This window comes from Lentilactobacillus sp. Marseille-Q4993, assembly GCF_951230165.1.
Classification (GTDB): Bacteria; Bacillota; Bacilli; order Lactobacillales; family Lactobacillaceae; genus Lentilactobacillus.
The window spans coordinates 14,747-32,522 of record NZ_CATNVB010000030.1; the positions used below are offsets into that span (position 1 = coordinate 14,747).

Genomic DNA, 17,776 nt, shown 5'->3' on the forward strand with positions numbered 1-17,776 from the left:
TAACACTGTAAGGTGTGTTAACCGTAGCTACTCAGCATTCGTAGCTACTGCTTCAAGGTTACTTTCATCAAACGTGTTGATACCTCTTTTCACTTTCCGAGGCTCCCTGTGATCAGCAACAAATGATTACTCTCCTTATCGCGGCATTTCTAATCAGATATTAACGTTGCTTTAATTAAACCACGTTTCGTCTAATTGTCAACTCATTTTAGAAAATTAATTAATATTTCTTATCGAGAGGATGAATATCACCCCAATGGCGGCAAACAGCATCGACGACATAAATACCATTCCATAGCTTGTCGTTACGCTTAAAGTCATTCCAGTTAGCAACGGTGCGACCATTAACCCAAGCGTATTAGCAAAGTTGATCAGTCCTATATACATCCCCGTATTCTTCTTGACCTTTGCTTCCCGCGGAATAACATCAATATTTAATGCCATATCAACCGATACATAAATTCCGTTACCCAAACTAGTTAACACTGCGTAAACGATAATTCCCGTTGTTGACTTGAAGATAATGGGTACGGCAGCCCCCACAATCATGATAATCACCCCAACCAGAATTGGTAATTTTCTTCGTTTCAAATAGTCAGATACGGGGCCAGCAATTATTAAACCAATTAACGAAATAAACAGAGTCGCAACCGAAATCTGTTTTAAAGTCCGCCCCGCTTCGGCAGTTGATTGGCCAATGTAATTTTCCAAAATATACAGTAGGTATTGCATCACCATTGTATAACCAATCATTATTAAGAAACGGGCGACTGCAGCTTTATAAAAATCGCGATTATCATCGATAGATGGTGGTAGCAGTGACTTAATGGTCAACTCGCTCGGAATATCTTCGCGGTGGCTAGCCCGCTCCCTTGGCATAATAAGTAGCGGTAGGATACCTGACAACGTTATGAATACTGCACCAATAAAAAATCCCATTCCTTGATGAATTGTATCAATGTAGTTTGAGCTAATCATTTGGCCAATCGGGATTCCAATCGAACTCGCCATTAGCCCAGTTGCTAGGGTTCCCCGTACTCGTTGAGGAATCCGATCGGCCATTATTGCATACATGGGTGTTTGAATGGCGTTTTGCCCAAGGGTATTAAAGCAGTACGCCAGGGTAATGCTTGTCACCGTTGCAAAGGACCCAATCAAATAAAGGCCAATTCCTGCGACGATTGCTCCCCAGAAAATCCAGGGTGTTCGTTTGCCAAAACGAGACTTAGTATGGTCAGATAAATTCCCCCACAAATAGCCTGCAAACATTGATACCACCGAGGTAACCGAAGTAATTACTGAAAACGCGCTCGTTGGATCCATGAAGCCAACGTTGCTCAGATGTTGAGGCAACAAATTAGTACCATTTATATTAAAGGCGGCAGCGTTCAGAATGGAAAACAGTGAAAAGGCAATCAGGTAGCGAATAATACTACTTGTGGGAAGTGGCTTCCCGGTGTCTGGTGAAAGACGATCAATATTGATTTCACCAGTAACTTCATCTGACATTGAGAATAGCTGTTGATTGTTCTTCACTGTGGTTCCTCCTTTTCCGAACATTATTCAAGTCGAATTGTTCCTTAAGTTTAATTATATATCACGATTGGCGTTTATCGTTGAAAAAACTAGGGAGATGTTGGCCAAAATTCAATTCATGCAAAAAAGCATCGATGATAATTTCATTATTGCGAAACTATCATTGATGCTTTAATTTTTACTAAGTATTTGCTAACCGCAGTATATATCTGGGCTCAAAACCACAGTCTAATCAAATACTCGTTTCAAGATATCATCCACATGGCGAATGTGGTAATGGTAATCAAATGCATCGGCAATCTCATCTTCTGACAATTGATCAGTAATTTCCTTCTTACCCTCAACTAAATCACGGAATTGAACTTGGTCATTCCATGATTTGGCAGTGAGTGGTTGAACCAAGTCATAGGCTTGTTCTCTGGTAAGACCACTATCAATCAACTTGAGCATAACCCGTTGGCTGTAAATCAGACCATAAGTCCGGTCCATGTTCTTCAACATCGTTTCAGGGAACACATCCAAATTATCCAGAATGTTCGTGAATCGGTGCAACATATAATCAATTAGCATCAACGTATCTGGCAAGATGATTCGTTCTGCAGATGAGTGGGAAATGTCCCGTTCATGCCAAAGAGCAACGTCTTCGTACGCGGTTACCATGTGACCCCGAACTACCCGGGCCAAACCACAAATATTTTCTGAACCAATTGGGTTTCGTTTGTGTGGCATTGCAGACGAACCCTTTTGGCCTGCGTTGAAATGTTCTTCAACTTCATGGATCTCAGATCTTTGAAGGCCCCGAACTTCAGTCGCAAACTCTTCCAGACCAGTAGCAATTAATGCCAAAGTTGAAATATAGTCAGCGTGAAGGTCACGAGGAAGGATTTGACTAGTAATCTCTTGATGATGCAAGCCTAGCCGTTCGCAAACAAATTCTTCCACAAATGGAGGAACGTTAGCAAAAGTACCAACCGCACCAGAAATTTGGCCAACTTCTAGTTCCTTCGAGGCAGTATCGAAGCGAGCCTTATTCCGTTTCATTTCGGAATACCAGCGAGCAAGTTTCAAACCAAATGTAGTTGGTTCAGCTTGAACACCATGGGTCCGACCAATCATGACAGTATCTTTGTACTTAAAGACTTTTTCTTTAATAACTTCCATGAACTTATCAATATCTTGCCGAATAATTTCGTTGGTTTGCTTGATTCGGACACCATAAGCAGTGTCAACAACATCAGTACTGGTTACTCCATAATGAACCCACTTTCGCTCTTCGCCAAGTGATTCTGACACGTTTCTGGTAAACGCAACAATGTCATGGTGAGTTACCGCTTCAATTTCTGCAATCCGATCAACATCGAACTTAGCGTTCTTCTTGATCTTCTCAACATCTTCTTCAGGAATATGACCTAATTTTGCCCAAGCTTCGTCAATTGCAATCTCAACTTTTAGCCAAGCAGCGTATTGATTATCGAGGGACCAAATTTTTTTCATTTCAGGACGCGAATATCTATCAATCATAGTTAAACCCTTTCCATAGCAAATTAACACCTTAATTTTACCATATTGTTCCTGTTTTATCCATATTTCATTTTTGATTGGGCAAAATAATTCGCTTTTATCTCGAAAACTCGAACGAACAGACTGGCCCCTACCAATATTATTAATGATTTACGGTTGAATTATCTCTTTTTATCATGTAGAATCAAAAATGCTGGGTAAACAACCTAGCAATAAAATTTCGAGGTGTTTACATGTCATCAATCGTGATAGTTGGAAGCCAATGGGGCGACGAAGGAAAAGGTAAGATTACCGATTTCTTTAGCCAAGAAGCGAACATTATCGCTCGGTACCAAGGCGGCGATAATGCCGGCCATACCATTATTTTTAAGGATGAGGCATTTCATTTACAACTCATTCCTTCAGGGATCTTTGATAAGAACAAGACCTCTATTATAGGAAACGGAGTTGTTGTTAATCCTAAATCACTCGTTACCGAGATGGATTATCTACAAGAACACGGTGTTTCAACCGACAACCTACTAATTTCCAATCGGGCACACGTTATCATGCCATACCATCTATTATTAGATGAACTTCAAGAATCTAAAAAGGCAGAAAAAATCGGTACCACTAAAAAAGGTATCGGTCCTGCCTACATGGACAAGTTTGAACGAATCGGAATTCGGGTTGCCGACTTGATTGACAAAGAAGCATTTAAAGAAAAACTCGAAGCAAATATCAAAATTAAGAACGAAATTCTAACAAAACTATACGACGCTGAACCACTCGACGCCACTAAAATCTATGAGGAGTACTCAAAGTACGCTGACAGAATTCGTGACCACGTTGTTGATTCTTCCTATATTATTAACAACGCCCTCGATGATGATCAAAACGTATTGTTTGAAGGTGCTCAAGGAACCATGTTGGATATCGACCACGGAACATATCCATTTGTTACATCATCAAACGCCGGTGCAAGTGGTGCAGCTACCGGTGCCGGAATTGGTCCTAACCGGATCAACAACATTATCGGAGTTTGCAAAGCCTACACATCTAGAGTTGGTGAAGGTCCATTCCCTACTGAACTTCATGACGAAATTGGCGATCACATTCGCGAAGTTGGTCACGAATACGGGGTTGTTACTCACCGGCCACGGAGAATTGGTTGGTTTGACAGCGTTGTTCTTCGCCACGCTGCCCGGGTTGGTGGCTTTACCCACCTTGCCCTCAACTGCTTGGATATTCTAACTGGAATCGAAACGTTGAAGATTTGTACCGCTTATGAATTAAACGGCGAGACTATCAACCACTACCCAGCTAGTTTGAAAGAATTAGACCAATGCAAACCAGTCTACGAAGAACTCCCAGGCTGGACTGAAGATATCACTAACTGCAAGACAATTGAAGAACTCCCAGAAAACGCGCAGAAGTACCTAAAGCGGATTTCTGAATTAGTAAACGTCCCTTACGCAACGTTCTCAGTCGGTCCTGATAGAGAACAAACCAATGTTGTAACTAACGTCTGGTAAACCCACGGAGGCTAATTAAAATGGAAGTATTTGACTACGAAGACATTCAACTTATCCCTAACAAGGCAATTATCAAGAGCAGAAGCGAAGCTGACACTTCAGTAAAGTTCGGCCCTAAGACATTCAAGATTCCGGTCGTTCCCGCTAACATGGAAACAGTTATCGATGAAGAGCTAGCAATCTGGATGGCAAAGAACGACTACTTCTACATCATGCATCGTTTCCAACCAGAAAAAAGAACGGACTTCGTTAAGAAGCTTCACTCACTTGGTTTATACGCATCGATTAGTGTTGGTATCAAGGATGCTGAATATGACTTTATCGACGAATTGGTTAGAGAAGATGCCAAGCCAGAATACATCACCATTGATGTTGCTCACGGCCACTCAGACTACGTTATCAAGATGATCAAGTACGTTAAGGAAAAGTTACCTGAGTCATTCTTAATCGCTGGTAATTTGGCAACTCCTGAAGCAGTTCGTGAGATTGAAAACGCTGGTGCCGATGCTACCAAAATTGGAGTTGGACCTGGTAAGGCCTGCATCACTAAGCTAAAGACTGGTTTTGGTACTGGTGGCTGGCAACTTGCCGCCCTTCGTTTGTGCTCAAAGGCTGCTCAAAAGCCAATGATTGCTGACGGTGGCATTCGTTACAATGGTGATATCGCCAAATCAGTTCGGTTTGGAGCTTCAATGGTAATGATCGGTTCATTGTTAGCAGGTCATGAGGAAACTCCAGGTAACCTTATCAGTATTGATGGTAAGAAGTACAAGCAATACTGGGGTTCAGCATCTGAAGTTCAAAAGGGTGCGTACCGTAACGTTGAAGGAAAGCAAATGCTTGTTCCTTATCGTGGCCATTTATCAGATACATTTGAAGAAATGAAGGAAGATCTCCAGTCAGCAATTTCGTATGCTGGTGGCCGTGAGCTTAAGGATATTAGAACGGTCGATTACGTTGTCGTAAAGAATTCGATAATGAATGGGGATTAGGGAGCGAACCAGAAATCTGTGATTTCGTTTGTGAGCCCCCACAAGGGTGACACTAACTGACGACCAGAATGGGAGTCAGTCGTGACAGCTACTGTGTGGTGCCTTCTCATCTTAAGTAAAAGTTAAGAATAAGTGAGACTGGGAATTAACTAGGCACATCGAAAAAAAGGCAATGATAATTTTTCATGAAAAATTATCATTGCCTTTTTGCTCATATAAAAATTCTTGTTACACGCAGTAACCATCAGGACTGAAGCCCATTATTCATGAGCTTCAGTTACTGTTGGTCTTGCGGGGGTGGGACAACGAAAGCACCTTCGTATGCTTTCTGTTCCACTCCCTTTTGATGCTAAGTGAAGAAGCTGAAAGCTTGAGCCGATTTAGGAGCACACCAGAAATCTGTGATTTCGTTTGTGAGCCCCCACAAGGCTGACACTAACTGACGACCTGGATGGGAGTCAGTCGTGACAGCTACTGTGTGGTGCCTTCTCATCTTAAGAAAAAGTTCAGAATAAGTGAGACCGGGACTTAACAAGGCACATCGAAAAAAGGCAATGATAATTTTTCTTGAAAAATTATCGTTGCCTTTTTGCTCGTATCCAAATTCTTGTTACACGCAGTAACCATCAGGACTGAAGCTCATTATTCATGAGCCTCAGTTACTGTTGGTCTTGCGGGGGTGGGACGACGAAAGCACCTTCGTATGCTTTCTGTTCCACTCCCTTTTGATGCTAAGTGCAGAAGCTGAAAGCTGGAGCCGATTTAGGAGCACACCAGAAATCTGTGATTTCGTTTGTGAGCCCCCACAAGGGTGACACTAACTGACGACCAGAATGGAAATCAGTCGTGACAGCTACTGTGTGGTGCCTTCTCGTCCTAAGTAAAAGTTCAGACTAAAAAGAGGCCTTCACAAGTGTCGTTACTTGTGGAGGCCTCTTCTTGTAGACTTGATCAACTTGGTACTTCGTTTAATAAATTGTAAAAACTTTCGGTTACTTCTTCTCACAACTACGTATTACTATAAAAAACTGAGCCAAAACTTCCAAAAGCACAGGGAATTTAGCTCAGTTTCTTTAAATTTAAGAATCAAATTTGATTAAATATCAAGTTAATATCTTAAATTACTTCTTAAGTCCAGTCCATTTCCAATCAGTAAACTCTTCAATATCATGACCTTCGTCACGAGTAACCTTGAAGTGCTTAGCCAAGATGTCGTCCATCTTCTTATCAAAGTCAGCACCGGCAGCCTTGTCGATGATACCTTTGTCCATAAGAACTTGAACAGCGTCTTTAGCTTGGTTGAAACGATCCAACTTAGAATATACACGCATATCGTATGCAGTAGTGATGTCACCATCTTCACGGTAACCGTGAACATGAAGTCCTAAGTGTTGACGTTCGTAGAAGATTGATTCGATTAAGTCTTCGAAACCATGGAAACCAAATACAACTGGTGTACCTGATTCGCCGAAGAACTTAGTGAATTCTGCGTCAGATAATTCACGTTCGTCGTTAAGAGGTCCGTTCTTCTTTTGAAGACGTCCTAATTCAACAACGTTGACGTAACGCATTTTAACGTCTGGGAATGCCTTGTTTACCAAGTCAATTGCAGCAAATGACTCGATAGTTGGTTCTACACCAGCTGATGCGAAGACGATATCAGCATCTTCACCTTCAGCGACAGTAGAAGCCCAATCGATAGTCTTCAAACCAGTGTTTGCTAATTCTTCAGCTTCATCAATTGAGAACCATTGTTGACGTGGTTGCTTAGAAGCAACGATATGGTTAACCTTTTGACGGTCGTTGAATGCACGGTTGAATACTGCAAGCAATGAGTTACCATCAGCTGGTAGGTATTGGCGAATGAAGTCAGACTTCTTTTCAGCCAAATGAGTAAGCATACCTGGATCTTGATGAGTGTAACCATTGTGATCTTGTTGGAATACAGTTGAAGTTGAGATCAAGTTCAATGATGGGTAATCATTACGCCATGGTTGTGCTGCAGCTTGGCGGATCCACTTGAAGTGTTGAGTAGTCATTGAGTCAACAACACGTAAGAATGATTCGTATGATGCGAATACACCAGTACGACCAGTCAATGTGTAACCTTCAAGCCAGCCTTCAGCTTGGTGTTCTGACAATTGAGCATCCAAGATACGACCTTCTGGTGCTTCGTATTGGTCGTTTGGTTCTCTAACTTTGCTCATCCATTGACGGTTAGTCATGTTGAACATATCCCAGAGACGGTTTGACATAGTTTCGTCAGGGCCGAATACACGGAATGAAGTTGGGTTCTTCTTGGCAACGCCAGCAAAGAATGTAGAAAGAACATTCATATCCATGTTACGGTTACCATCAGGTAATTCAGTACCACGGTTGCTTTCGTTAATGTCGTTAGCTAATGCTTTCCAGTCTGGTAAGTCAAGCATTTCAGGCTTAGCACCCTTAGCACGGCCACCATTAGCAACTGGGTTAGCTGCCATACGCTTGTCACCCTTAGGTGCAAAGTCAGCAACTTCGTCCTTCAATGAACCATCAGCGTTGAATAATTCAGCTGGCTTGTATGAGTTCATCCATTCTTCGAATTGTGGTAATTGGCTCAAGTCACCTTGCTTCAAGTCAAGAGGAACTTGGTGAGCACGGAATGAGTCTTCGATTGGTTCACCCTTAGCGTTGTGAGTAGGACCACCCCAACCCTTTGGTAAACGAGCAATAACTACTGGCCATGGAGCAATTTCGCCATCTTCGTACTTGCCGTTTTCGCGGGCGTCTTTTTGAATTTGCTTGATGTCAGCAATTGCTTGGTCAAACAACTTAGCAGCTTTTTCATGGTAAGTCATGAAGTCATGGATGTCGTCGTTTTCAAGGAAACGAGGTGACCAGCCAAGACCTTCGAAGAATTTACGTAATTCTTCGTCACTCATACGTGAAGTAATAGTTGGGTTTGAAATCTTGAATCCGTTAACGTCAAGAATTGGCAATACAGCACCATCATTCTTAGGGTTCAAGAATTTGATTGAGTTCCATGCAGTCATTGCAGGACCAGTTTCGTTTTCACCATCACCAACAACAGTAAATGCAATTTGGTCTGGGTTGTCTAAGACAGCACCAGTTGCATGTGAAAGTGAGTAACCAAGTTCTCCACCTTCGTGAAGTGAACCTGGAGTTTGAGCGGTCATATGTGATCCGATTCCACCAGGGAATGAGAAACGCTTGTAAAGACGTGACATACCTTCGAGATCTTGAGTAATCTCAGGATAATCTTCAGTGTAAGTACCGTCTAAGTATGCGTTAGTAACCATAACTTGGCCACCGTGACCAGGACCACCAATATAGAACATGTTTAGTCCGTACTTGTTGATCAAACGGTTTGCGTGGGCATACAAGAAAGTTTGTCCTGAAATTGTACCCCAGTGACCAATTGGCTTAACTTTAACGTCGTCAGCTTTAATTGGTGTATTTGTAACAGAGAATAGTGGGTTGCTCTTTAAGAAAATCATACCACCTGAAAGGTAAGTACTTGCGCGCCACCATGCGTCAACTTTTTCCAAATATTCTTTGGAATCGTAATCTACTGCCATGAATTTAACACTCCTTCAATGAATTAATACCTGAGTTATTTATCTCAACTGATCTCGTAAATTAGAATTTTGGATAATGGTGAATTTATCTATTTACAAGACAATATATTACCGGAATTTGACGAAAAGTCAACAAATTTAAAAATTGATACGTCCCAATTTTTAAAATAATATACTTCCAATGGAAATCATCCGCCACTTTCCCTATGAAACCAAGGCTGCTTGAGAACCGTTATCTTTCTTTAAACCTCAATTTCAATTGCAAATAATAACGTATTTAGCCATTTTATGCTTAAAAAAGGTCTTTTTAATTTGGTTGAAATTTTGGACCGTTCTAATTAAAAATTGTACCCGTTCAAAAATAACTGTTATAATTTACGGAGCAATCACATATTAGTTGGCTAGAATACAGGAGACCATAATAAAATGGCAGATTTAATATATCGTACAGTAATCAACGATATTAAAAACCGAATATTCAATAACGAGTTCAAGGACAATAAGTTGCCCGATGAGCGAAGTCTAAGCGAGTCCTACAAAGTTAGCAGGAGCACAATCAAGCGAGCCTTAGACTTATTGGTTCAGCAAGGAGTCGTTTTTAAAAAACGAGGATCCGGGACATTCATCAATCCCTTATATTTAAAAAATCAGTCTTTGTTTCAATACGAGGGAAATAATCTCGGGGTCACCGACAACATCATTACAACTGGCCACGAATCAAACATCCAATTATTGGAGTATCACGTCACCCCTGCCAGTGCCGAGATTCAACAAAATCTCTTCCTCAATGAAAATGAATTCGTCTATCAAATAAAACGACTTCGGTTGATTGACGGTGAACCCATTATCATTGAGACCGGCTTTATCCCTATAAAGCTAGCTCCGGAACTATCTCCTGATACGGTCAAGAGTTCTATCTTCAACTTTATCGATAAGCAAGAACACAAACGAGTAAGCAAGTCCTTTATGTCAATTATGGCTGAACCCTCGACTGAGGAAGATCAGCAGCTATTGAACCTTAAGCCAACTGAGCCCGTTGGCATTATGGCCGGAACATTTTTCTTAGATGACGGGACCCCATTTGAATTTTCAACAATGCGAATCCATTATAAATACTTAAACTACAATACCTTTATTAACTTAAATTCAGATTAACTTGCAATTTATTTAAAGCTCCGAATATTTTTTTATCTGAAATACTAGAGCAATAAGAAAAAGTGACGATTTCAATCATTGAAGTCGTCACTTTTTTCTGATTTTACAATTTTAAAAAGCTATGCATGTGTCACCATATTATGGTTTGATGGTGCGTGTTCCTTCTTTGCAGCAGCCTCATGCAAACTAAGCTCGATCTCTTCAAGAGATTTACCTCTAGTTTCAATAAACTTGGTGTGAACGAACCAGATGGCAATTCCACAAATAACTGCATAGAATAGAAAGGCGTTATCGATTCCCCATGCACTTAACATCATTGGGAATGTCAATGATACAACCATATCAGCTAACCAGTTAGTTGCTGATGCAAGCGAAGTTCCTAGACCACGAATATTCAATGGGAAGACTTCACCAATCAAAACCCATGTAATTGGGGCCCATGTTGTTGCATAAAAGGCAATGTAAACAGTAAGTGCAAGGGCACTAACGATTGCAGCAACGTGAGTACCATTATCAAATTTCAAAATTGCATACATAACCAATAGTGATGCGCCCATTCCAGTAGCACCAACAATTAGCATCTTTTTACGATCAACTTTATCCATTAAGAACATTGCGAGGATGGTAACCAAAACATTAACAACCCCGATTCCAATGTGGGCAAGCAAAGCAGCAATAACTCCCCAACCAACGTCAGTGAAAATCGTTGGTGCATAGAAGATAACACTATTACTACCAATAACTTGCTGGAAAACAGCGGCTCCAAGTCCAGTGATCAGTGCTGGCCGAACAGCCTTTCCAAACAATTCGCTCCAACCACCAACTTTTTGAGAGGCAGTTTCCTTAATTTCAGTAAGGGCCTTATCAACTTCTTTAGTATTACCTTTGTTGGTGCTCATCAAAACATCACGAGCATCATCAACCTTACCAACTTTGACTAAGAACCGTGGGCTTTCTGGGAGGAAAATCGCCCCAAAGAACAAGATTGCGGCTGGTAATGCGGCAAATCCTAACATCCAACGCCAACCTGTATACATATGAGCAAATGTATAGTTAAGGATGTATGCCAATAAAATACCAATCATAATCATTAACTGAAACATTGTCGCCACAGCACCATGCATTTTCTTTGGTGCCAATTCGTGCAAGTAAGCAGGAATCAATGCTGAGGTAATTCCAACCCCAATTCCTAAAATAATTCTCGTAAATAGCAAAATCCAAAAGTTTGGTGCAAATCCAGAAGTTATAGCACCGATAAAGAATATTACCGAAGCCCAGATCAACAGCTTCCGGCGGCCGTAGGTATCCAAGAATTTACTTGTTGCGAGAGCACCAACAATCGCACCAATCAAAACAGAACTAACAACCCAGCCTTGTTCCCAAGGCCCCAAGTTCAATTGCTTTTGAATAAATAGAATAGCTCCAGATACAGATGCGATATCGTAACCAAACAGCAGGCCACCTAGGGCTCCAAAACTATATATAAAACCATTTGAAACTTTCTTCAAACCACACATCTCCATTTCAATATATCTAAAATAAATTGATAGGTCATAGTGCGCGCGCTTTGCAAACGGTTACTGCAACCGCTTACAGTTTTAGGGTAGTTCTCTTGTCCGGATAAGTCAACACTTTATAACATTGTTATGATAAATATACTCAGATTGATTATATTTAGTACAAAAACGGCCAGTCCCAATAACGTATTGAGACTGGCTATTTTTTAACCCCTAACTAGGAAATGCAACGTACATCAAGCCCGCAGTGGCAACAAGCAGGATTAATACAATTGGACCATAATGACGTTTTTGACTAGGTTGTTTGTCGATTCTTGCAAACTCGAAGATCCAGAGAAACAAAAATACCAGTAGCAAAACATCGCAAATTCCTGATACGGTAACCAATAAATTGTGCATATTATCACTCCATTAATTGCTTAAATAGTTATACGGATAATTTTTTCTCTCTAGTTACTACTTTAACTCAAATAATAGCGCTTACAAGAGTTAACCTCATTCACTATTAGTTAATTGATTACCAATTTAATACTGCGAATGGTAAGTAAGAAGTACCACTACTTTATATTATAAATTCTCAAGCTGCTGTATCTTCCCACAAATCTAGTATAAACAAATAGTTCTTCCGTTTTTAAAGTTGAAATTCAAATCAGTTTAAAAGTTTGCATTTTTTGTGAAAGCGATTGCAAAACTGATAAACCTGGTCTATTATTATGGGCATGTTTTGGTTTTAGTAAAAAAAGTCGACTTTACTAATTGCAAATTATGGATCCCCAAAGCATCATCTTTTGTTATTGAATTACATCAAGTGAAGGGAGAACCACCATGAAATATCAACGGATTATTAAATTTCTGATTGGTACCATCTGCACTGTCACTGCGACTACTATTTTGAGCATTTCCACTGCCCCCAGTTCAAATGCCGCCGATAATCATTCAAATTCCAACATCAATTCTGTAAACAAAACTACTTTAAAAACAGAAATTGATAAGGCGAATGCAATAAAACCAACCCTCTCAAATTACGCTAAAATAAGCCAGGAATTCTTAACAACAGCAACCGAAAACGGTGAAAAGTTAATCAAGAATGATCAAGCATCTCAAAAGGACATTGACCAACAATCAAAGGTATTGGCCTCCGCAATTTCTGGAATGATAAAAAAGAACGAAAATCAGCAACGATACACGTCAGTTCCAGTCGGAAAAGAATGGCTTGATACTGACGGTGCTCCAATTCAAGCCCACGGCGGAGGGTTTTTACAGTCCACCGATACGGATGGGACCCCCATCTATTACTGGGTTGGGGAAGATAAGAGTCATAACGCAGGCTTTTTCAACGGTATTAACTTGTACTCATCAAAAGACTTAGTAAATTGGACATTTAAAAACACCATTGTTAAACCAAACGTAAGTAACAATGCCCTTTCAAACGTAATTATGGAACGACCAAAATTACTCTATAATGCCAAAACTAAGAAGTATGTCTTATGGGCTCATTGGGAAAATCAGGGAAATTACTCCTCCAGTCAAGTAGCAATCGCTACCAGTGACACACCTGATGGCAACTATAATTTTGTTGGCCATTGGCGTCCCGGTGCAAATGCCACCAATCGCAACTGGCGAGTTAATAACGCTGATGGTCAAGTAAAGGCCCAGTTTGACAAGGGCAATTCAATTGCTGACTATTCAAATACTGATACGTGGGGAACTCCCTCACGAGACTTTACTTTATTTGAGGATAACGGAAAGGCATATATTGTTTCCACCGAGAACGGTACTACGATGCGAATATATGAACTCAACTCCGATTTTACTGATGTTGATAAGTCTGCAATGAGTTCATATGAATTGTTTAAGGGAGCTAGACGTGAAGCTCCCGCAATCGTAAAAGCCGGCAATTATTACGTATTAGTATCATCACAACAATCTGGCTGGTATCCAAACCAAGGACGTTATTCCTATACCAAAAACATTGCGGATCCCAACGGTTGGAAAGTTGATAAAACAACAAGTAGTAGTGGCACAGAAATTGATACTCCAAGTGGTATATTGGGAGATAATTCCACTTTTCACAGCCAACCCACTAACATCATGAAGGTTACTGGAAACGGCCAAACAAATTATATTTATATGGGTGATTCTTGGAATCCATCAGAACTAGGAAAATCAAGTTATGTTTGGCTACCCCTAACGATTACTGGCCTAGACAGCAATTCCCCTAAAGTCTCGATGAACTATGAACCTAGCTGGTCACTCGCCAAAGATACCGGTAAAATTATTGGTTCAAATGAAAAGTTACTATCGAAGGATATGCCAGTGTCAACTAACCAGCAAAATACGGACACAAAGTTTGATGCCTCAAAAGCTAATGATGGCGATGCATCCAATACTTTCTTCAAACCTCTCAAGGTCCCATATACCTACACAATCGATTTAAAATCGAATCAATCAGTCAGCAGAGTAGACCTAAGTTTCCGTTTGATGAATGGTTCAGAAACCTTTAGTCAGTATACTATTGACACCAGCACAGATGGTAAGACTTGGACTAAACAAGTCGATCAAACAAACAACAATTCAGAAGTTGGCTTTTTGAGTCATCAATTAACCGGAAAGGCTCGATATATTCGTCTTTCTGTGCAAAAAGTTAAGAAGGATAAGGACAAGCAGGAGGCAGATTGGGCTTCAGGACTAATGGAAATGTCAGTTTACGGGCCCAAAGATGAGGATTCAAACGATTCTCCAGCTCCCACTAACCCTAATCAAAATCCAACTCCAGCACCATCACCATCACCAATTACCAATCCCCAACCAGTTCCAGACTCTAAGCCTAGTCCAGACAATCCATCAAATTCAACTACCACAACTAGTACTCCCACTCCTAAACTACTGAAAAAGGGATCGCCTATTTACGCAACTAAAAAAATTGCGTTGTATCGAACTACCAACTTCAGTAAAAACGTTCAAATTGCAGTTTACCCAAAAAGGACAAGACAAAATCGACCAACGTTTACAATCCTTGATTACGCCAAATCAAAAACAGGTACATTGCGATACAAGGTTCGTGATAGTAACAAGAGTTCTAAAACATATGGTAAAGTTGGCTTTTTAACAGCAAATAAAGAGTTTGTTCAACCGCTCTACTATAGCTCTAGCTCAAAGACCAATAAAGTCACTGTAATTAATAATCAAGGAATTAACGGTTACCATAAGATCTCCTTAAAGGGTAAAGTCAAACATTACAAACATGGTGCCCACTTAAAGGTATCCAAGCTTGTCAAATATAACAACACTAGTAGATATGAACTAACCAATGGTAGCTTCATCACCGCTAATAAAAAATTTATAATTAGCGGAACTTATTAGCGTGTTTTTTTAAGTCGGAATGGCATCCTTCAAAAAAGATGTCATTCCGATTTTTTTATTCCAACTATACTGACTCTTGGAATAAAATATTGGTTTATATAATAGGTAGTGTTTTTGTTACTTTAAAGCCTGACGTAACCCACTAGCAATCTTCATCGTTAATAACCATGTTAAGCATATTACCAAAAGTTTGGGTAATTCTTCTCACTCAGTTGAAAGCGCTTTACGCTAGGGTATATAGTGTGTTTATGGTCATTTCAACTACTACTCAATGTCACAAATAACCTATCACTTTAAATCATTAAGGAGATCATCATGAAAGAAGAATTCCGAGAATTTGCTGCGGTACCACCAAAAGGCTGGAACAGTTGGGACAGCTACGGTGCATCCGTAAAAGAAGATGAAGTAAAAAGAAATGCTGATTATATGGCAAAAAATCTTAAACCATTCGGATACGAATACATAGTTGTAGACATCCAGTGGTACGAACCTACTGCGGACTCATCCGCCTACCATAATTTCTATCCTCTAGTGATGGATGAATATTCGAGATTACTCCCAGACGAGAAAAGATTTCCATCAGTCAAGGAAGGAAACGGTTTTGAAAAACTAGCCGATTATGTTCATTCACTTGGACTCAAGTTTGGAATTCATATTATGCGCGGGATTCCAAGACAGGCGGTTCATAACGCGACTCCCATCAAGGGAACTGATAAGACAGCTCGTGATATCGCTTTGAACTCCATCTGTCCCTGGAACTCAGACATGTACGGTGTCAATGTTGATATGCCAGAGGTTCAAATGTACTATGATTCATTGATGGAGCTTTACGCATCATGGGGTGTTGACTTCATCAAGTGTGATGACATCGCAAATTCACAAATTTATGGAGGAACTTTAAAAAAAGAAGTTGAGGCATTAAGAAAAGCAATCGACAAGACTGGTAGGGACATGGTTTTATCGCTTTCTCCAGGTCCTGCCCCAGTTGAAAACGGATCATTTTTCCAACGAAACGCAAACATGTGGAGAATAACTAACGACTTTTGGGATCAATGGAATCTCCTTTTAAATATGTTCGATCGTGCAGATAAATGGTCAGCAATGTCCCGGCCTGGAAACTGGCCTGATTGTGACATGCTTCCTCTTGGTCACATTGGAATTCGTTCCGTTGATGGTCCTGGCGGTAATCGTCAGACAAGGTTCACCAAACCTGAACAAAAAACAATGATGACCCTTTGGGGAATGATGCAATCTCCGCTAATCATGGGTGGTGAGCTCCCTGATCTTGACAAGTGGACAACTGAAATGTTAACTAACAAAACCATTTTAGAGCTTGATAACAACGTTCTTGAAAAGAAACAACTGTTTAGAAATAAGGAATATATTGTTTGGGAAGCTGATACAGCAGAGCATAGTTACTTTGCAATTTTTAACATCTCAGATTCTATCATTCAAAATATTGATTCAATCTTAGCAAATCAGCAAATCAACAAGCACGGCCACCTAACCTGGGAAAATTCAGACATCAAGCCCAATTCGACAATTTCGATTGATCCCCATGGCGTCTGCTTAATTGAACAATAATCTATTTATCCAACAAATTTAAAGAACCCACCATCAGAATATAATTAACCTCACCGTAAAAATGTAGCGATAACTGTATTGAAAGTATCGCTACATTTTTTCTTTTACCTGAACACCTTCTGGGCAAGCACCTTCTCATATTTTTTTGTCTCTAAATAACAATTTACTGTTTCGTAAAAAAATAATTCAAACTTTTTTTGAAAATTATTATTTATCATTATCTGCCTTACTCTCCCACCCGTTTTCATCTTCTTTCATTGCCTAATTAAAGGGCTTTCAAGCTGTTTTTTAGTAAAAAATCAGTGCTTAAATCTTGCATTTTCAGAAAAACCATCTAGAATAAGAGTTGTTCAAAAGTAATATATCAGTTTTAAACGTAAAGGAGATTATACTATGACTGAAATCATTTCTAACGAAACCCTAAACTCAAAAGAAAAATTTGAAGAATTTATTATCGATTACTTCTCAAAAAATAAAGTCCTAGAGGGATCATACGAAACCAAGGAATACTTCGAGTACTACAGTGTTCACTTCAATAGCTCGAAGGGAATCGTTATCACCATCACCACTGGCTTGTACGCAAATGGTGGTACCCCTTCATTACCACTAAAGCAAACTGAAACCACATCGATTGAAGACTTCCGTCAGTTACTTATTAACAAAAAATTTGCTGAACCAGGTAAGACTTTATCAGATGTTTTCAATGACTTCACTGGCATCACTACCGACTAACCAGTTATCGAAATCATTCGTTATCTCACACCCGCGCGGTGCGTCGTGGACGATGTTCCTCAATCCATACGGTGATTGGATATAGTTAGTATCTAGAAAAAGTCCGAGGTTGGGACGTAACTAGGTAAATCGAAAAAAAGAAGCGATAAATTTCAGGTTCTACAATATCTGTTGTTGGTGATAGATTTTTCTATCACTGATAGCAGATTTTTTTGTATATTCTAAAGGTACACAAAAACGGAGACCTTCCGTTTTAAACCACCCTACTAAAAGCGTTCAAA

11 protein-coding genes and 1 other annotated feature (1 of these 12 only partly in view) are annotated in these 17,776 nt (G+C 40.0%); of the genes, 6 read left to right on the forward strand and 5 right to left on the reverse strand.

The genetic code is table 11. The annotated features are described in order from the left end of the window. Window positions 1-151: a binding site (T-box leader), on the reverse strand; it reaches 82 nt to the left of the window's first position. Between the two features lie 65 nt (window positions 152-216). Together QOW94_RS09020 and purB are read right to left on the reverse strand one after the other, a co-directional pair. Then, window positions 217-1,536 (reverse strand): MFS transporter, encoded by a 1,320-nt coding sequence (locus QOW94_RS09020; RefSeq protein ID WP_283680062.1) that lies wholly within the window; start codon window positions 1,534-1,536, stop codon window positions 217-219. A gap of 228 nt (window positions 1,537-1,764) precedes the next feature. Beyond that, window positions 1,765-3,057, reverse strand: a complete 1,293-nt coding sequence (gene purB, locus QOW94_RS09025) for an adenylosuccinate lyase (protein WP_283680063.1) — start codon at window positions 3,055-3,057, stop codon at window positions 1,765-1,767. A 233-nt stretch (window positions 3,058-3,290) separates the two neighbouring features. Between purB and QOW94_RS09030 the strand changes: the two genes are divergently transcribed. Then, window positions 3,291-4,571 carry an adenylosuccinate synthase gene (locus QOW94_RS09030; RefSeq protein ID WP_283680064.1) on the forward strand — a complete coding sequence of 427 codons (1,281 nt, stop codon included), beginning with the start codon at window positions 3,291-3,293 and terminating at the stop codon, window positions 4,569-4,571. Window positions 4,572-4,591: 20 nt separating this feature from the next. Beyond that, window positions 4,592-5,563, forward strand: a complete 972-nt coding sequence (locus QOW94_RS09035; protein WP_283680065.1) for a GMP reductase — start codon at window positions 4,592-4,594, stop codon at window positions 5,561-5,563. 1,121 nt (window positions 5,564-6,684) lie between these two features. Here QOW94_RS09035 and QOW94_RS09040 read toward each other — a convergent pair. Continuing rightward, window positions 6,685-9,144 carry a phosphoketolase family protein gene (locus QOW94_RS09040; protein ID WP_283680066.1) on the reverse strand — a complete coding sequence of 820 codons (2,460 nt, stop codon included), beginning with the start codon at window positions 9,142-9,144 and terminating at the stop codon, window positions 6,685-6,687. Between the two features lie 426 nt (window positions 9,145-9,570). Between QOW94_RS09040 and QOW94_RS09045 the strand changes: the two genes are divergently transcribed. Then, window positions 9,571-10,299 carry a GntR family transcriptional regulator gene (locus QOW94_RS09045; RefSeq protein WP_283680067.1) on the forward strand — a complete coding sequence of 243 codons (729 nt, stop codon included), beginning with the start codon at window positions 9,571-9,573 and terminating at the stop codon, window positions 10,297-10,299. A 119-nt stretch (window positions 10,300-10,418) separates the two neighbouring features. On the opposite strand, the gene QOW94_RS09050 is transcribed toward QOW94_RS09045, so the two are convergent. Continuing rightward, window positions 10,419-11,807 (reverse strand): sugar porter family MFS transporter, encoded by a 1,389-nt coding sequence (locus QOW94_RS09050; RefSeq protein WP_283680069.1) that lies wholly within the window; start codon window positions 11,805-11,807, stop codon window positions 10,419-10,421. A 222-nt stretch (window positions 11,808-12,029) separates the two neighbouring features. After that, entirely contained in the window at window positions 12,030-12,215 is a 186-nt protein-coding gene (locus QOW94_RS09055) for a hypothetical protein (RefSeq protein ID WP_283680070.1), read from the reverse strand. Between the two features lie 426 nt (window positions 12,216-12,641). Between QOW94_RS09055 and QOW94_RS09060 the strand changes: the two genes are divergently transcribed. The 3 genes from QOW94_RS09060 (at window position 12,642) to QOW94_RS09070 (ending at window position 17,495) form a co-directional block, all read left to right on the forward strand. Next, a complete protein-coding gene (locus QOW94_RS09060) occupies window positions 12,642-15,179 on the forward strand; it encodes a DUF5776 domain-containing protein (RefSeq protein WP_283680071.1) in 2,538 nt (845 codons plus the stop codon). A 315-nt stretch (window positions 15,180-15,494) separates the two neighbouring features. Continuing rightward, window positions 15,495-16,763, forward strand: a complete 1,269-nt coding sequence (locus QOW94_RS09065; RefSeq protein ID WP_283680072.1) for a glycoside hydrolase family 27 protein — start codon at window positions 15,495-15,497, stop codon at window positions 16,761-16,763. A 393-nt stretch (window positions 16,764-17,156) separates the two neighbouring features. Then, window positions 17,157-17,495 (forward strand): hypothetical protein, encoded by a 339-nt coding sequence (locus QOW94_RS09070; RefSeq protein WP_283680073.1) that lies wholly within the window; start codon window positions 17,157-17,159, stop codon window positions 17,493-17,495. Window positions 17,496-17,776: the final 281 nt, after the last annotated feature.

Excerpts from the sequence above, each read along its gene's own strand:
- QOW94_RS09030 (WP_283680064.1), top strand. The coding sequence starts at position 3,291 with ATGTCATCAATCGTGATAGTTGGAAGCCAATGGGGCGACGAAGGAAAA.
- QOW94_RS09070 (WP_283680073.1), top strand. The coding sequence starts at position 17,157 with ATGACTGAAATCATTTCTAACGAAACCCTAAACTCAAAAGAAAAATTT.
- QOW94_RS09055 (WP_283680070.1), bottom strand. The coding sequence starts at position 12,215 with ATGCACAATTTATTGGTTACCGTATCAGGAATTTGCGATGTTTTGCTA.
- purB (WP_283680063.1), bottom strand. The coding sequence starts at position 3,057 with ATGATTGATAGATATTCGCGTCCTGAAATGAAAAAAATTTGGTCCCTC.
- QOW94_RS09035 (WP_283680065.1), top strand. The coding sequence starts at position 4,592 with ATGGAAGTATTTGACTACGAAGACATTCAACTTATCCCTAACAAGGCA.
- QOW94_RS09065 (WP_283680072.1), top strand. The coding sequence starts at position 15,495 with ATGAAAGAAGAATTCCGAGAATTTGCTGCGGTACCACCAAAAGGCTGG.
- QOW94_RS09040 (WP_283680066.1), bottom strand. The coding sequence starts at position 9,144 with ATGGCAGTAGATTACGATTCCAAAGAATATTTGGAAAAAGTTGACGCA.
- QOW94_RS09045 (WP_283680067.1), top strand. The coding sequence starts at position 9,571 with ATGGCAGATTTAATATATCGTACAGTAATCAACGATATTAAAAACCGA.
- QOW94_RS09060 (WP_283680071.1), top strand. The coding sequence starts at position 12,642 with ATGAAATATCAACGGATTATTAAATTTCTGATTGGTACCATCTGCACT.